Origin of the sequence: Streptomyces armeniacus (assembly GCF_003355155.1) — a bacterium.
Lineage (GTDB): Bacteria > Actinomycetota > Actinomycetes > Streptomycetales > Streptomycetaceae > Streptomyces > Streptomyces armeniacus.
In genome coordinates this window covers 6,913,376-6,926,601 of sequence record NZ_CP031320.1, presented here as the reverse complement: position 1 = coordinate 6,926,601, position 13,226 = coordinate 6,913,376, and the positions used below count along the sequence as shown (strand labels likewise).

Sequence of the window (13,226 nt, the reverse complement as noted above, 5' to 3'; positions counted from 1 at the left end):
CGCGCCCGCCGACTTGGCGACGGCGGCCATGGTCACGGCCGCCGGTCCGCCGTCCGCGGCGAGCCTCAGGGCGGCGTCGAGCAGGACGCCCGCGTCGAAGCGGGAGGGGCGGGCCATGGGTTTTAGAGTACACTCTCCAAAAGTATTAGAGAGGTGTCTCTAAAAGGAGGCCGTCATGGCGGTGTACAACGTGCACGAGCGCCTGCTGCCCGTGCCCGCGCACGAGGCGGGAGCCCTCATCGACGGGCTCGCCGGACCGGACGACCGGCTCTGGCCGGGCACCGACTGGCCCCCGCTGACGCTGGACCGCGCGCTCGGCGAGGGGGCGTACGGCGGGCACGGACCGGTGCGGTACGGCGTCGCCGGGTACGCGCCGGGCCAGTGGGTCCGCTTCCGGTTCAGCGCGCCGCGCGGCTTCCTGGGCTTCCACGAGTTCACCGTGCACCCGCTGCCGTACGGCCAGGAGGGGCGGTCCGGGCCGCCCGCATCGCCCGGACCGCAAGGGCCGTCCGGCGTCGTCCTGCGGCACACCCTGGCCATGCACGTACGCGGCGCCGCCCGGCTCAGCTGGCCGCTGTTCTTCCGCTGGTGCCACGACGCGGTGCTGGAGGACGCCATGGACCGCGCCGAACGCGCCTGCACCGGCACGGTCGCCGCACCGGCGTGCTGGAGCCCGTACGTGCGGCTGCTGCGCCGCGTCATCCCGGCCTGACGAATCCCTGCTCGTACGCGGCGATGACCGCCTGCGTACGGTCGCGCGCGCCCAGCTTCGACAGCACCGAGGCCACATGCGTCTTCGTGGTGGCCGCGCCGACCTCCATACGGGTCGCGATCTCCGCGTTCGTCAGGCCTCGCGCCATCAGCCGCAGCACCTCGGCCTCGCGTTCGGTGAGGCGGGCGCGCAGCGCCTCGCCGCCGCGCTCGGGCGCGTAACGAGCGGCCAGCGCGCGTACCGCCGAGGGGAACAGCAGCGAGTCGCTGTGCGCCACCAGGCGTACGGCCCGCACGAGTTCGTCGGCCGCCGCCCGCTTCAGCAGGAAGCCGCTCGCACCGGCGCGGAGGGCGTCGTAGACGTACGAGTCGTTCTCGAAGGTCGTCACGACGACGATGCGCGGCGCGTCCTCGCCCATGCCGCCCAGCAGCTGCTCGGTGGCGCGGATGCCGTCGACCTCGGGCATCCGCACGTCCATCAGCGCGACGTCCGGGCGGGTCTCGCGGATGACGGAGACCGCCTCCGCGCCGGTCGCCGCCTCGCCGACGACCGTCATGTCGGGCTCGGCGCCGAGGATGGCGCGCAGGGCGGTGCGGACGAGGCGCTCGTCGTCGGCGAGGACGAGACGCAGCGGCGGAGTGCGCGCGCCGGGGGCGCCGGGGGCGCTCACCGCGCGCTCCCGGCGGTGCCGTCGCCGGTACCGCCCGTACCGCCCGCGTCGCCCGTATCGCTGCCCGTACCGCCGCCGAGCGGCAGCCGTGCCGTCAGCCGCCAGCCGCCGTCGTACGGGCCCGCGTCCGCCGTACCGCCGAGCAGGATCGCCCGCTCGGCGATCCCGCGCAGCCCCCGCCCGCCCATGCCGGCCGCGCGGAGCGCGCCGGAGGCGGGTGCCGTGGGCAGAGGGTTCGTCATGGTGATGCACAACTCCTGTTCGGTGACGGACAGTCCGAGCCGTACACGCTGACCGGGCGCGTGCCGGAGCACGTTGCTCAGGCCCTCCTGCACGATGCGGTAGCCCTCGCGCGCCGTGTGCGGGGGCAGGGCGCGCAGCGCGGCGTCGCCGTCGCCCGTGCGGTCGACGCGTACGCCCGCCGTACGCACGCGGCGCAGCAGGCCGCCGAGCCCGTCGGCGAGTACGGGCGCGGGGTGCGCGCCCGCCGTGCCGCCGCCGGCCGCATCGGTGTCCTCGCCGTCGTGCTCCTCGCGCAGGACGCCGAGGACGGAGTCCAGTTCGGCGACGGCTTCGCGTGCCGTGTCCTCGATGGCGTTCAGCGCCTCACGCGCGAACTCCGGGTCCGCGTCCAGCACTCGCCGGGCCGCGCTCGCCTGCAGCGTGACCGTGCTGAGCGCGTGCCCGACGGAGTCGTGCAGCTCGCGCGCCAGCCGGTTGCGCGCGGCGAGGGCGGCCGCCCGCTGCTCGGCCGCCGCGAGCTGGTCGGCGGGCGTCGGACCGAGCAGTACGGGTGCCCAGCGCGCGCAGAGCGCGCCCCCCACGTGCGCGGTGGCGACCGTCCCGGCCAGCAGGGCGACGCCGAGGAGAGGCGCCGTCCAGGACCACGGCCCGGACACGAAGTCCGCCCACGGGTCCCACCACTCCCGTACCCGCAGGGCGGGCACGAACGGCACCAGCAGCAGCACCGCCGCCATCGGCGGCACCGCCAGGCTCACCCCGCTGACCAGCGCGCCCGTCCCCAGGTGCAGCGCGAACCAGCCCGCCGTACGGCGCCGCGCCGCCCACGACACGGCGGGCCCGCGCGCCAGCGCGCCGGCGGGCACCGCGCACAGGGCCTGCGCCGCGTACGTCTCCAGCGTCCGCACCAGCGGGAACAGCAGCCCGGTCGCGGCGACGAGCGGCAGGCTCAGGCCGTACGCGAGGAACTGCATGCCCAGGTCGCGGAACGGCTCCGAGGTCACCGGCAGCAGCAGCGGCAGCAGCGCCAGCAGGAGCAGGAAGTACGGCATGAGGAGCGCGCCGCCGAGGAGTTGGTGCACCCAGCGCAGCCGTGCGCGCTGCCCCAGCCCGCGGCCGAGCACCGTACGGGTGCGGCGGAGGGACGCCGCGGCACGGCTCGCCCGGGTCATCCCGTACGCCGGGCCGTCACGTCCGCGGTGGCCGCCACGTCCGCGGTGGCCGCCACGTCCGCGGTGGCCGCCACGTCCGCGGTGGCCGCGGCGCGTTCGGCGAGGAAGTGCGCTCCGGCCGTCACGATGACTACCCCGACGGTCATCTGCACAGCGTAGGTCAGGCTCATCAGCGGGGTCGGCTGCTCCGAGACCTCCTCGACGGTCAGCGCGCCGAACATCATCCAGGCGCCCCAGCAGGCCACCGCCCCCGAGCCGGTCCACGCCAGCCCGAACGGCACCGCCAGCCGTACCCCGGTGCCCGGCCCGCGACGGCGGTGGAACGCCAGCACGAGCAGCCCGCCGACGCCCGCGAGCAGGAACAGCGCGTTGACCGCCGAGCGCGCGTACAGCCCGGCGTCCGCGTCGGCGGCCATGTCCTCGTCGAGCCCGGCCGTCGAACCGGCCGCCCACAGCACGTTCATGACCAGCGGCAGCACCGCGAGCAGCAGCGCGCCGACCGCGGCTGCCCGACGCGCCGCACCCGTGGCGCCGTACGGCAGGTCGCCCGTACGGCCGCGCCACAGGTGGCCCCAGCGGTCCCGCGCGTACCAGACGAACAGCGCGCCCAGCGCCAGCCCCTGCACGGCGAACCCGCCGTAGACGACGCCGAACACCCACTCCGCGAGGAACTCGCGCTCCTCCGCGGACTTCTCGCCGCCCCCGCCGACGAGCAGCGTGACGGGGAGGCCGACCATGATCGGCGCCAGCAGCCCGGTCGCCAGCCACGCGGGCAGCACCGGCAGCCAGGCCGGGGCCCGGCGGCCCCAGGGGCGGGCGAGCAGCAGGGCGAGGGCGATGACGACCGCGTCCATCAGGACGGTGAGGCCGTTGACGGCGCGCATGAGGGCCGCGTTCCCGGGTTCGAGGAGCGAGCTGTCCGCGGGGATGCCCAGTTCGCCGCCGCAGATCCAGATGATCTTTAGCGTGATGTACGGCACGCACGCCAGGACCGCGACGAGGCAGGCGGCGCCGCGCGCGCGGAGGCCGTTTTCGCGTTCCCGCGGAGGCGCCGTGCCGGAGGCGGAGGGAGCGGCGGCGGCAGCGGCGCCGGAAGAACCGGTGCCCTGCGCCGCACCGGAACGGGTCGGAGAGAGCCGTGTCTGTGTCATACGGTCACGCTCCCGCGCGGCACCGTACGGGCACGTCGGTCCGTACGGTGATCCGCCTCCCCCGCGCGGGGGAGAGGGCCTACGCCCGGGGGCTGCCCGGGAGCTCTCCGCTCGGGAGCCCGCCGCCGTCAGAGGCGGCGAGTGGCCAGCGCCAGCCGGTCCCGCGCGTCGAACAGCGCGTCCTTGATCAGCTGCTCGTGCGCGGGCGTCAGCCGCGCCACCGGCACGGAGCAGCTGATGGCGTCACGCGCGGGAGTGCGGTACGGGATCGCGATGCCGAAGCAGCGCAGCCCCAGCGTGTTCTCCTCGCGGTCCACGGCGTACCCCTGCTCCCGTACGAGATGCAGCTCCTCGATCAGCTTCTCCCGGTCGGTCAGGGTGTGTTCGGTGAGCGACGGCAGCGTCTCCGGCAGCAGCTTGCGCACCTGCTCGTCGGTGTGGGTGGCGAGCAGCGCCTTGCCCAGCGAGGTGGAGTGCGCGGGGAGCCGCCGCCCGACGCGCGTGAAGGGACGCAGATAGTGCTGCGACTGGCGGGTGGCCAGATAGACGACGTTGGTGCCGTCGAGCCGGGCCAGGTGGATCGTCTCGGTGGTGTCGTCCGAGAGCCGGTCCAGGGTGGGCCGGGCGGAGGCGACGACCTCGTCGCCGTCGATGTACGAGGTGCCGACGAGCAGGGCGCGTACGCCGATGCCGTAGCGCGTGCCGGTGGAGTCGGTCTCCACCCAGCCGAGGTCCACGAGGGTGCGCAGGAGCATGTAGAGGCTCGACTTGGGGTACCCGACGTTCTCCTGGACGGCCGCGAGCGAGTGCATGCCGGGGCGCCCGGCGAAGAACTCGAGCAGCTCCACCGTCCGTACCGCCGACTTGACCTGCGAACCGCCCGTCTCGACAGCTGACATCGACCTTGACCCCTCTGTTCACACCGCCATAAAGTCCCCGGTGGGACATTCACTCACGGAGACGCTGTTCAGCATACCGAACAAGGCGTCCCGGGTGGCAAGCAACCGGCAGACCCGGCACCAAGCACCCGCCAAGCAGAAGGAACGTGCCCCGTGGCAGCAGCACCAGTGTGGAGCGTCGACCCCCGTACGGGAAAGCAGCGTGAGCAGGTCGGGGTGGAGACCACCGCGAGCGGCGTAGACACGGCCGTACGCGCCGCGCACGCCGCGCGTGAGGCGCTCGCCGACCGTACCGTCCGCGTCGAGCTGCTCCGCGCCGCCGCGGAGGAACTGGAGGCCGGACGCGAGGAGACCGTGCGCACCGCCGACGCGGAGAGCGCGCTCGGCGACGCACGGCTCGGGGGCGAGCTGAGCCGTACGACGGCCCAGCTGCGGGCCTTCGCCGACGAGGTGGAGGACGGCCGCTACCTCGGCATCGTCATCGACCACCCCGACCCCTCGGCCACCCCGCCCCGGCCCGACCTGCGGCGCTACAAGATCCCGCTCGGCGTCGTCGCCGTCTACGGCGCCAGCAACTTCCCGCTCGCCTTCTCCGTGCCCGGCGGCGACACCGCCAGCGCGCTCGCCGCCGGCTGCCCCGTCGTCGTCAAGGCGCACCCGGACCACCCCGCGACCTCCGAACTGTGCGGCGCCGCGCTGCGCCGCGCCGCCGTACGCGTCGGGCTCCCGGAGGACACCGTCTCCGTCGTGCACGGCTTCGAGGCAGGCGTCGAACTGGTCCGCCACCCGCTGGTCGCCGCCGCGGGCTTCACCGGCTCCGTACGGGGCGGGCGCGCCCTCTTCGACGCGGCCGCCGCCCGTCCGGTGCCGATCCCGTTCCACGGCGAACTCGGCTCGCTGAACCCGGTGGTGGTCACCGAGGCCGCCGCGGCGGAGCGCGCCGAGCAGATCGGCGGCGGGCTGGCGGGCTCGATGACCCTCGGCAGCGGGCAGTTCTGCACCAAGCCCGGCCTGGTCCTCGTACCGGAGGGCGACGCCGGCGACCGGCTGCTGGACAGCCTCGCGGACAAGGTCGCCGCGGTCGGGCCGGGGCCGATGCTGGACAGCCGGATGCTCAGCGCGTTCATCGAGGGCGTGGCGTCCCGTACGGAACTGGACGGCGTCGAGGCGCCCGTGGCCGTACGTCCCGACGCGGACGGCGGGAACAGTGTCGGCGCGGGCGTCCTCACGGTGCCCGCGGGGAAGCTCGTCGCGGACGGGCCGCACCGGCTGCTGCTGGAGGAGTGCTTCGGGCCGGTCACCGTCGTCGTCCGCTACCAGGACGACGACGAGATCATCGCCGTACTCGGCAGGCTGTCCGGCAACCTCACCGCGACCGTTCAGCTGAGCGAAGCGGAGTCCGCCGGGACGGACGCGGACGCCCGCGGCGCCGCGCTGCTGCGGCAGCTCACCGGGCTCGCCGGGCGGGTGCTGGTGGACGGCTGGCCGACGGGGGTCGCGGTCGCGCCTGCACAGCAGCACGGCGGCCCGTACCCGGCCACCACCACGCCCACCACGTCCGTGGGCGCGACGGCGATCGAGCGGTGGCTGCGGCCGGTCACGTACCAGGACACGCCGGAGGCGTTGCTCCCGCCGGAGCTGCGGGAGTCCAACCCCCTGAACCTGCCGCGGCGCGTCTCCGCCACGTAGGGCTTTTCAGCCCGTCCGGCGTTTGAGGACGGAGGGGGCGGCCACCGGCCGGTGGGTGGCCCGATACGTGTGTGGCCACGCGCGGGTCCGTCGTGGCCGGGGGCGTCCTCAATCGCCGGACGGGCTTGATGTGGCTGAGGTTCGTCCTTCCGTGCGCCGGGCGGGCTGCGGTGGGCCGCGGTGAGCTGCGCGGATAAGCGCGGCTTGGAGGGGCGGAACGTTACGCCGCAATGGACAGCGGCCCCCGTCCGCAGCAAGCTGGCGCCATGACGAGCCTGGGAGGCGCGGAGTTCGCGCCGCTGACGAAGACGTACCTCAACACGGCCTCCACCGGCCTGCTCCCGCTGCGCACCGCGCAGGCGCTCAAGGCCGCCGCCGACGACGCGGCGCACGGGCGGGTGGGCCCCGAGTACAACTTCACGGCGCTCGCCGCCGCCCGTGCCGGGTTCGCACGCATCGCCGGGGTGCCCGTGGACCGCGTCGCCGCGGGCAACTCCGTTGCCACGCACGCCGGGCTGATCGCCCGCGCGCTGCCGTCCGGCGCCGAAGTGCTCATCGCCGACGACGACTTCAGCTCCCTGGTGAACCCGTTCGCGGTGCGCACCGACCTCAAGCTGCGCAGCGCCCCGCTGGAGACGCTGGCCGAGGCGGTCGGCCCGCAGACGGCGCTGGTGGCGGTCAGCGCCGTCCAGTCAGCCGACGGGCGCGTGGCCGACCTGGCCGCGCTGCGCGCCGCCGCCGACCAGCACGGGGACACCGGTGGCGGCACCCGCATCGTCGTGGACGCGACGCAGGCGATGGGCTGGCTCCGCCTCGACCCGCGGCACTACGACTACCTCCTGTGCGGCTCGTACAAGTGGCTGATGTGCCCGCACGGCGTCTCCCTGCTGGTGGTGCCGGAGGACCTGGGTCCGGACGAGCTGGTGGCGTTCAACTCCGGCTGGGTCGCGGGGGAGGAGCCGTGGAACAGCTGCTACGGCCCGATCGCGGAACTCGCGCACAGCGCGCGCCGGTTCGACGAGCGGCCCGCGTTCGTCTCGTACATCGCGGCCCAGCACTCGTTCGCGCTCATCGAGGAGCTCGGCCCGGAGCGGATCGGCGCGTACGACCTCGCGCTGGCCGACCGCTGCCGCGCGGGCGCGCGGGAGCTGGGGCTGCTGCCGGTGGACGCCCGGTCGCCGATCGTGGCGCTGCCGGGCCAGGGGGCGGCCGCCGAACGGCTGAAGGCGGCGGGCGTGGAGGCGTCCGTACGGGCGGGGAACCTGCGGGCGGCGTTCCACCTGTACAACACGGAGGCGGACGTGGACCGCCTCCTCGAGGTGCTCGCGGAGGCGTAGGCGTACGCGTAGGGCGTACAGAGGCACGCGGGACGGCCGGGGCGGTTCCGCCGGGCGGAACCGCCCCGGCCTGTGTGCGGCTCGGGGCCGTACGGCCCCGTTACTTCACGGGTGTGAAGTCCCGCGCCCCGATGAAGGTGGGGCGGCGGACCGGCGCGGCGAACGGCTCGACCGCCTCGTTCTCCACGCTGTTGAAGACGATGAAGACATTGCTCCGCGGGTACGGAGTGATGTTGTCACCGCTTCCGTGCATGCAGTTGCAGTCGAACCAGGTCGCCGAACCGGCCTTGCCCGTGAAGAGCTTGATGCCGTGCTCCTCCGCGAACTTGGTCAGGGACTCGTCGGACGGCGTGCCCGCCTCCTGCATCTGCAGTGACTTCTTGTAGTTGTCCTTCGGAGTGGCGCCCGCGCAGCCGAGGAAGGTCTTGTGCGACCCCGGCATGATCATCAAGCCGCCGTTGGTGTCGTAGTTCTCGGTCAGTGCGATCGAGACCGACACGGTCCGCATGTTCGGCAGACCGTCCTCGGCGTGCCACGTCTCGAAGTCGGAGTGCCAGTAGAAACCGCTGGCACCGAAGCCCGGCTTGACGTTGATCCGGGACTGGTGGACGTACACGTCCGATCCCAGGATCTGCCTCGCCCGGCCCACCACGCGCGGGTCCCGCACCAGAGCGGCGAAGACCTCGCTCAGTTTGTGCACCTCGAACACGGTCCGGATGTCCTGCGACTTGGGCTCGACGATCGAGCGTTCGTCGTCCCGCATCTCCTGACCGGAGGTGAGCCGATCCAGTTCCTCGCGGTAGAGCGCCACCTCGTCAGGGGTGATCAGCTGCTCCGTCGCCAGGAACCCGTCCCGCTCGAAAGCCGCCAGATCCGCGGCCTCGATCGGCCCCGGAGTACCCGGTTCGGACCACACAACGGGGTCCAGTCGCGGCGTCGCCACCTCGGTGGTTCCGCGCGTCGGGTACAGGTCGGCGGTGCGCTCGGGTGCGGTGGTCATGGTGTTGCCTTCCTCTCCTCTCGTACGGCCCTGTCTTTTCGGGCGAACGGCCGATGCGACGCCTCAGTGGCGGCGTGCGGCCCGGTGGGGGCGCTCAGTCCTCGGCGGGTTCGGTGAGAAGCGGGTAGACACCGTTCTCGTCGTGGTCCTCCCGGCCCGTGACGGGGGGGTTGAAGACGCACACGGTCCGGAAGTCGGTCTTCGGACGCAGCGTGTGCTTCTCGTGCCCGTCGAGCAGGTACATCGTGCCCGGGCTGATCCAGTGCTTCTCACCGGTCTCGTCGTTGGTGAGCTCGGCCTCGCCTTCTACGCAGAGTACGGCTTCGATGTGGTTCGCGTACCACATGGAAGTCTCCGTCCCGGCGTAGAGCACGGTCTCGTGCAGCGAGAAGCCGACCCGCTCCTTCGCCAGCACGATGCGCTTGCTCCGCCATGTGCCGGAGGCGGAGTGGACATCGCGCTCGGTGCCCTCGATGTCCTTGAAAGAACGAACGATCACTTTGTACTGCCTTCCTGATCTGGTGTTTTTCGGTCCGCCGGAGGCGGGTGGCGGCCCGCGGCCCGATTCGGGCGCCGCGTTACGCCAAATGGGGCGGCCCGCCCCGTGGCAACGGGACGGGCCGTGAGAGGGATGGCTAGACGGTTTCCCGTACCGCTCGGGCGAGGATACGCAGTCCCTCGTCCAGCTCCTCCGGCGTGATGGTCAGCGAGGGCAGCAGCTTGACGACCTCGCTCTCCGGGCCGGAGGTCTCGATCAGCAGACCGAGCTCGAACGCGCGCTTCGCGATGGCGCCCGCCCGTGCCTTGTCGCGGAACTCCATGCCCCACACCAGACCGCGGCCGCGGAAGTCCGCGACGTCGTCCTTGTGCTCGTCCGCGATGGCGCGCAGCGCCGTCTCGACCTGCTCGCCGCGGGCGATGGTCTGCTTCTCCATCTGGCCGTCGGTCCAGTACGTCTCCAGCGCGGCCGTCGCCGTCACGAAGGCCGGGTTGTTGCCGCGGAACGTGCCGTTGTGCTCGCCCGGCTCCCAGATGTCCAGCTCCGGCTTGAACAGGGTGAGCGCGAGCGGCATGCCGTAGCCGCCGATGGACTTGGACAGCGTGATGATGTCCGGCTTGATGCCCGCCTCCTCGAACGAGAAGAAGGCGCCGGTACGGCCGCAGCCCATCTGGATGTCGTCCACGATCAGCAGCATGTCGTGCCGCTCGCACAGGTCGGCCAGGGCACGCAGCCACTCGGCGCGCGCCACGTTGATGCCGCCCTCGCCCTGCACCGTCTCGACGATGACCGCGGCGGGCTTGTTGAGCCCGGAGCCCTGGTCCTCGAGCAGCCGCTCGAACCAGATGAAGTCCGGGGTCGCGCCGTCGAGGTAGTCGTCGAACGGCATGGGCGTGCCGTGCACCAGCGGGATGCCGGCGCCGGCGCGCTTGAACGCGTTGCCGGTCACCGCGAGGGAGCCCAGCGACATGCCGTGGAAGGCGTTGGTGAAGGACACGATGGACTCGCGGCCCTTGACCTTGCGGGCCAGTTTCAGCGCCGCCTCGACGGCGTTGGTGCCCGTCGGGCCGGGGAACATGACCTTGTGGTTCATGCCGCGCGGCTTGAGGACCGTCTCCTGGAACGCCTCCAGGAAGGCCCGCTTGGCCGAGGTGGACATGTCGAGGCCGTGTGTGACGCCGTCCCGCTCGAGGTAGTCGAGCAGGGCGCGTTTGAGTACCGGGTTGTTGTGGCCGTAGTTGAGCGTTCCGGCCCCGGCGAAGAAGTCGAGGTACGTGTGGCCGTCCTCGTCGTACATGTGCGCGCCCTGGGCACGGTCGAAGACGGTGGGCCAGCCACGGCAGTAGCTGCGCACCTCCGACTCGACGGTCTCGAAGACGCTCAGATCCGGCTGAGTGATGGTCACAGCTTGCTCCTGGGAGTGAGTTTCACGTGGGGGGAAGTCTTGTCGGGTGTCGTCGGTGAGGGATCTCGGTGCATGGCGCCTCGTCCTCTCTGCGTCGCGGCGTATGCGGTCGCCTGGACGCGTCCCGCCGTTCAGTACCCCGCGGTACCGGCGCGCAGGTCCACGAGCGAGGCGACCGGGCCTATCCGGTACAGCACTTCGGGCTCGTGGCCGCTTTCCGGGAACACCCCGCCGTCGAAGAGCACCTCGCGTTCCAGCGCGGCGGCGTGGCGCTCGGCGTAGGAGGTGAAGAGCCGGTTCGAAGGGGTGTTGTCCGGCGTGACCGTGGTCTCTATCCCCTCGACGCCCAGCTCCCGGGCGGTACGGGTGGTCAGCCCGTCGAGCATCGCCGCGGCGAGTCCGCGCCCGCGCTGTGCCTCGTCGACGGCGACCTGCCAGATCAGCAGAGTCCGGGGGTGCCGCGGCCGCAGGTAGCCGGTGATGAAACCGACCGGTGAGCCGTCCGCGGTGCGGGCCACCACGGAGGTGTCGGCGAAGTCGCGGCACCAGAGAAGGTAGCTGTAGGAGGAGTTGAGATCGAGCGTCCGGGAGTCGCGGGCGATGCGCCACATCGCGGCTCCGTCCTCCAAGCGCGGAGAGTCGAGCTTCAGTCCCTCCGGCATTTCCAAGGAATCACTAGGGGCACCTGCATGGTCTGCTTGTGCGGCGGTCATGCAGATTAAATTTACCGAGGAGAAACTGAAATCGCATCGCCGGAAGGGGTTACGCGAGAGGGGGCCCGTATGTTAACGCGCGAGGGCGCGCGTGCGCGCAGCCAGCCTGCGTTTTCCGAGGGCATATCCTGATATGACAGGGCGAACCGGACCTCGTGTGGAGTCGGTCACATTGGCGTAACGACTGGCCGGGGCGCCGGGATTACGAGGATTGAGCTTAGCGAAATCTTAGCGTTTGAGAAGACGGAAAGCGGGCAGAAGAATACGGCAGGCTACGCCCGATAAACAGCCTGGAATCTACCCCGAAGTGAATGCGGGGGTCCAGTGTGCGGGCAGTCCGGAGAATTCCGGGGAAAGTCGCGGTGGATGCGGATCCGGCGCCGCGGACAGCGCAGCGGACCGTATGCCTGCGGAGCTGCGGACCGTATGCGATCCGTACGCGGATCGTGTGCGTACGGACGCGTACGAAGGCGGCTCCCGGTGCGGGCGCCACCGCTCGTACAGTGCGCACATGAGCAGTGACGGCGGATACCTTCACATCAAGGGCCGGGTGCTGGCGGGGCCCGAGGACGTACGCGACGAGCTGTGGGTGGCCGACGGCCGCATCACGTACGAGCCCCCGCCCGCGGTGCGCCACAGCCCCGGCACGACCGTGCTGACCGGCTGGGTGCTGCCCGGCATGGTTGACGCGCACTGCCACGTCGGCCTGGACACGCACGGCCCGGTCGACGACTCGACCAGTGAGAAGCAGGCGCTCGGCGACCGGGACGCGGGCGCGCTGCTCCTGCGCGACGCGGGCTCGCCCTCGGACACCCGCTGGATCGACGACCGCAAGGACTTGCCGAAGATCATCAGGGCGGGCCGTCACATCGCCCGCACAAGGCGTTACATCCGCAACTTCGCGCACGAGATCGAGCCCGGCGACCTCGCCGCGTACGCCCGTCAGGAGGCCCGCCGCGGCGACGGCTGGGTCAAGTTCGTGGGGGACTGGATTGACCGCGAGGAGGGCGACCTCACCGCCTGCTGGCCGCGCTGGGCGATCGAGGAGGGCATCGCGGCCGCACACGCGGAGGGCGCGCGCGTCACCGCGCACTGCTTCGCGGAGGACTCCCTGCGCGACCTGGTCGAGGCGGGCATCGACTGCGTCGAGCACGCGACCGGGCTGACCGAGGACACCGTCCCGCTGTTCGCGGAGCGCGGTGTGGCGATCGTGCCGACGCTGGTCAACATCGCGACGTTCCCGGCGCTCGCGGCCGGCGGCGAGACCAAGTACCCGCGCTGGTCCGCCCACATGCGGCAGCTGCACGCGCGCCGCTACGACACCGTGCGCGCCGCCCACGACGCGGGCATCCCCGTCTTCGTCGGCACGGACGCGGGCGGCTCCCTCGCGCACGGCCTCGTGGCGGAGGAGGTGGGCGAGCTGGTGAAGGCGGGCATCCCGGCGCGCGAGGCGCTCTCCGCCGCCACCTGGCGCGCCCGCGAGTGGCTCGGCCGCCCGTGCCTGGAGGAGGGCGCCCCGGCGGACCTGCTGGTGTACGAGGCGGACCCGCGCGAGGACGTACGGGTGCTGGCGGGGCCGCGGCGCGTGGTGCTGCGGGGGCGGATCGTGCAGTAGCAGTAGCAGTAGCAGTAGCAGTAGCAGTTGGGGCGGGTGCGCGGGCGTGCCGGCGCGTACGGGGGCGGTCGCGTGCCGTCATACACGTACGGCTCGCGTCAGCGCCGCCCGTACCGCCCGCCAC

12 protein-coding genes are annotated in these 13,226 nt (G+C 72.4%); 4 read left to right on the top strand and 8 right to left on the bottom strand.

The window, feature by feature from the left end; translation table 11 throughout:
* Nucleotides 1-175 precede the first annotated feature (175 nt).
* The gene (locus DVA86_RS30210; RefSeq protein ID WP_208883102.1) at nt 176-712 is read left to right on the top strand and encodes an SRPBCC family protein; all 537 of its coding nucleotides are present in this window, start codon (nt 176-178) and stop codon (nt 710-712) included.
* On the opposite strand, the gene DVA86_RS30205 is transcribed toward DVA86_RS30210, so the two are convergent.
* The 4 genes from DVA86_RS30205 to DVA86_RS30190 form a co-directional block, all read right to left on the bottom strand.
* A complete protein-coding gene (locus DVA86_RS30205) occupies nt 699-1,382 on the bottom strand; it encodes a response regulator transcription factor (RefSeq protein WP_245997357.1) in 684 nt (227 codons plus the stop codon). The two genes, DVA86_RS30210 and DVA86_RS30205, sit on opposite strands and share 14 nt — an antisense overlap.
* Nucleotides 1,379-2,674 (bottom strand): sensor histidine kinase, encoded by a 1,296-nt coding sequence (locus tag DVA86_RS30200; RefSeq protein ID WP_245997780.1) that lies wholly within the window; start codon nt 2,672-2,674, stop codon nt 1,379-1,381. Before DVA86_RS30200 ends, DVA86_RS30205 begins: the two co-directional genes overlap by 4 nt.
* Nucleotides 2,675-2,790: 116 nt before the next feature.
* The gene (locus DVA86_RS30195; RefSeq protein ID WP_245997355.1) at nt 2,791-3,945 is read right to left on the bottom strand and encodes a hypothetical protein; all 1,155 of its coding nucleotides are present in this window, start codon (nt 3,943-3,945) and stop codon (nt 2,791-2,793) included.
* A gap of 128 nt (nt 3,946-4,073) precedes the next feature.
* Nucleotides 4,074-4,844, bottom strand: a complete 771-nt coding sequence (locus DVA86_RS30190) for an IclR family transcriptional regulator (protein WP_208883098.1) — start codon at nt 4,842-4,844, stop codon at nt 4,074-4,076.
* Nucleotides 4,845-4,997: 153 nt separating this feature from the next.
* Here DVA86_RS30190 and DVA86_RS30185 point away from each other — a divergent pair, with 153 nt between their 5' ends.
* Both DVA86_RS30185 and DVA86_RS30180 read left to right on the top strand, forming a co-directional pair.
* A complete protein-coding gene (locus tag DVA86_RS30185; RefSeq protein ID WP_208883097.1) occupies nt 4,998-6,533 on the top strand; it encodes an aldehyde dehydrogenase (NADP(+)) in 1,536 nt (511 codons plus the stop codon).
* 266 nt (nt 6,534-6,799) lie between these two features.
* Entirely contained in the window at nt 6,800-7,870 is a 1,071-nt protein-coding gene (locus tag DVA86_RS30180; protein WP_245997353.1) for an aminotransferase class V-fold PLP-dependent enzyme, read from the top strand.
* A gap of 100 nt (nt 7,871-7,970) precedes the next feature.
* Here the strand turns inward: DVA86_RS30180 and thpD are convergent, their stop codons facing one another.
* From thpD to ectA, 4 genes are all read right to left on the bottom strand, one after another.
* Complete coding sequence (gene thpD, locus DVA86_RS30175) at nt 7,971-8,870, bottom strand: ectoine hydroxylase (protein ID WP_208883095.1); 900 nt, start codon at nt 8,868-8,870, stop codon at nt 7,971-7,973.
* 94 nt (nt 8,871-8,964) lie between these two features.
* Nucleotides 8,965-9,369, bottom strand: coding sequence for an ectoine synthase (locus DVA86_RS30170; protein ID WP_208883093.1), 405 nt, complete (start codon nt 9,367-9,369; stop codon nt 8,965-8,967).
* 136 nt (nt 9,370-9,505) lie between these two features.
* Nucleotides 9,506-10,774, bottom strand: coding sequence for a diaminobutyrate--2-oxoglutarate transaminase (gene ectB, locus DVA86_RS30165; protein ID WP_208883091.1), 1,269 nt, complete (start codon nt 10,772-10,774; stop codon nt 9,506-9,508).
* A 131-nt stretch (nt 10,775-10,905) separates the two neighbouring features.
* Nucleotides 10,906-11,436, bottom strand: coding sequence for a diaminobutyrate acetyltransferase (ectA, locus tag DVA86_RS30160; RefSeq protein ID WP_208883090.1), 531 nt, complete (start codon nt 11,434-11,436; stop codon nt 10,906-10,908).
* Nucleotides 11,437-11,998: 562 nt separating this feature from the next.
* Between ectA and DVA86_RS30155 the strand changes: the two genes are divergently transcribed.
* Nucleotides 11,999-13,102 (top strand): amidohydrolase family protein, encoded by a 1,104-nt coding sequence (locus tag DVA86_RS30155; protein WP_208883088.1) that lies wholly within the window; start codon nt 11,999-12,001, stop codon nt 13,100-13,102.
* Nucleotides 13,103-13,226: the final 124 nt, after the last annotated feature.

Excerpts from the sequence above, each read along its gene's own strand:
- thpD (WP_208883095.1), bottom strand. The coding sequence starts at position 8,870 with ATGACCACCGCACCCGAGCGCACCGCCGACCTGTACCCGACGCGCGGA.
- DVA86_RS30190 (WP_208883098.1), bottom strand. The coding sequence starts at position 4,844 with ATGTCAGCTGTCGAGACGGGCGGTTCGCAGGTCAAGTCGGCGGTACGG.
- DVA86_RS30155 (WP_208883088.1), top strand. The coding sequence starts at position 11,999 with ATGAGCAGTGACGGCGGATACCTTCACATCAAGGGCCGGGTGCTGGCG.
- DVA86_RS30200 (WP_245997780.1), bottom strand. The coding sequence starts at position 2,674 with ATGCCGTACTTCCTGCTCCTGCTGGCGCTGCTGCCGCTGCTGCTGCCG.
- ectA (WP_208883090.1), bottom strand. The coding sequence starts at position 11,436 with ATGCCGGAGGGACTGAAGCTCGACTCTCCGCGCTTGGAGGACGGAGCC.
- DVA86_RS30180 (WP_245997353.1), top strand. The coding sequence starts at position 6,800 with ATGACGAGCCTGGGAGGCGCGGAGTTCGCGCCGCTGACGAAGACGTAC.
- DVA86_RS30210 (WP_208883102.1), top strand. The coding sequence starts at position 176 with ATGGCGGTGTACAACGTGCACGAGCGCCTGCTGCCCGTGCCCGCGCAC.
- DVA86_RS30195 (WP_245997355.1), bottom strand. The coding sequence starts at position 3,945 with ATGACACAGACACGGCTCTCTCCGACCCGTTCCGGTGCGGCGCAGGGC.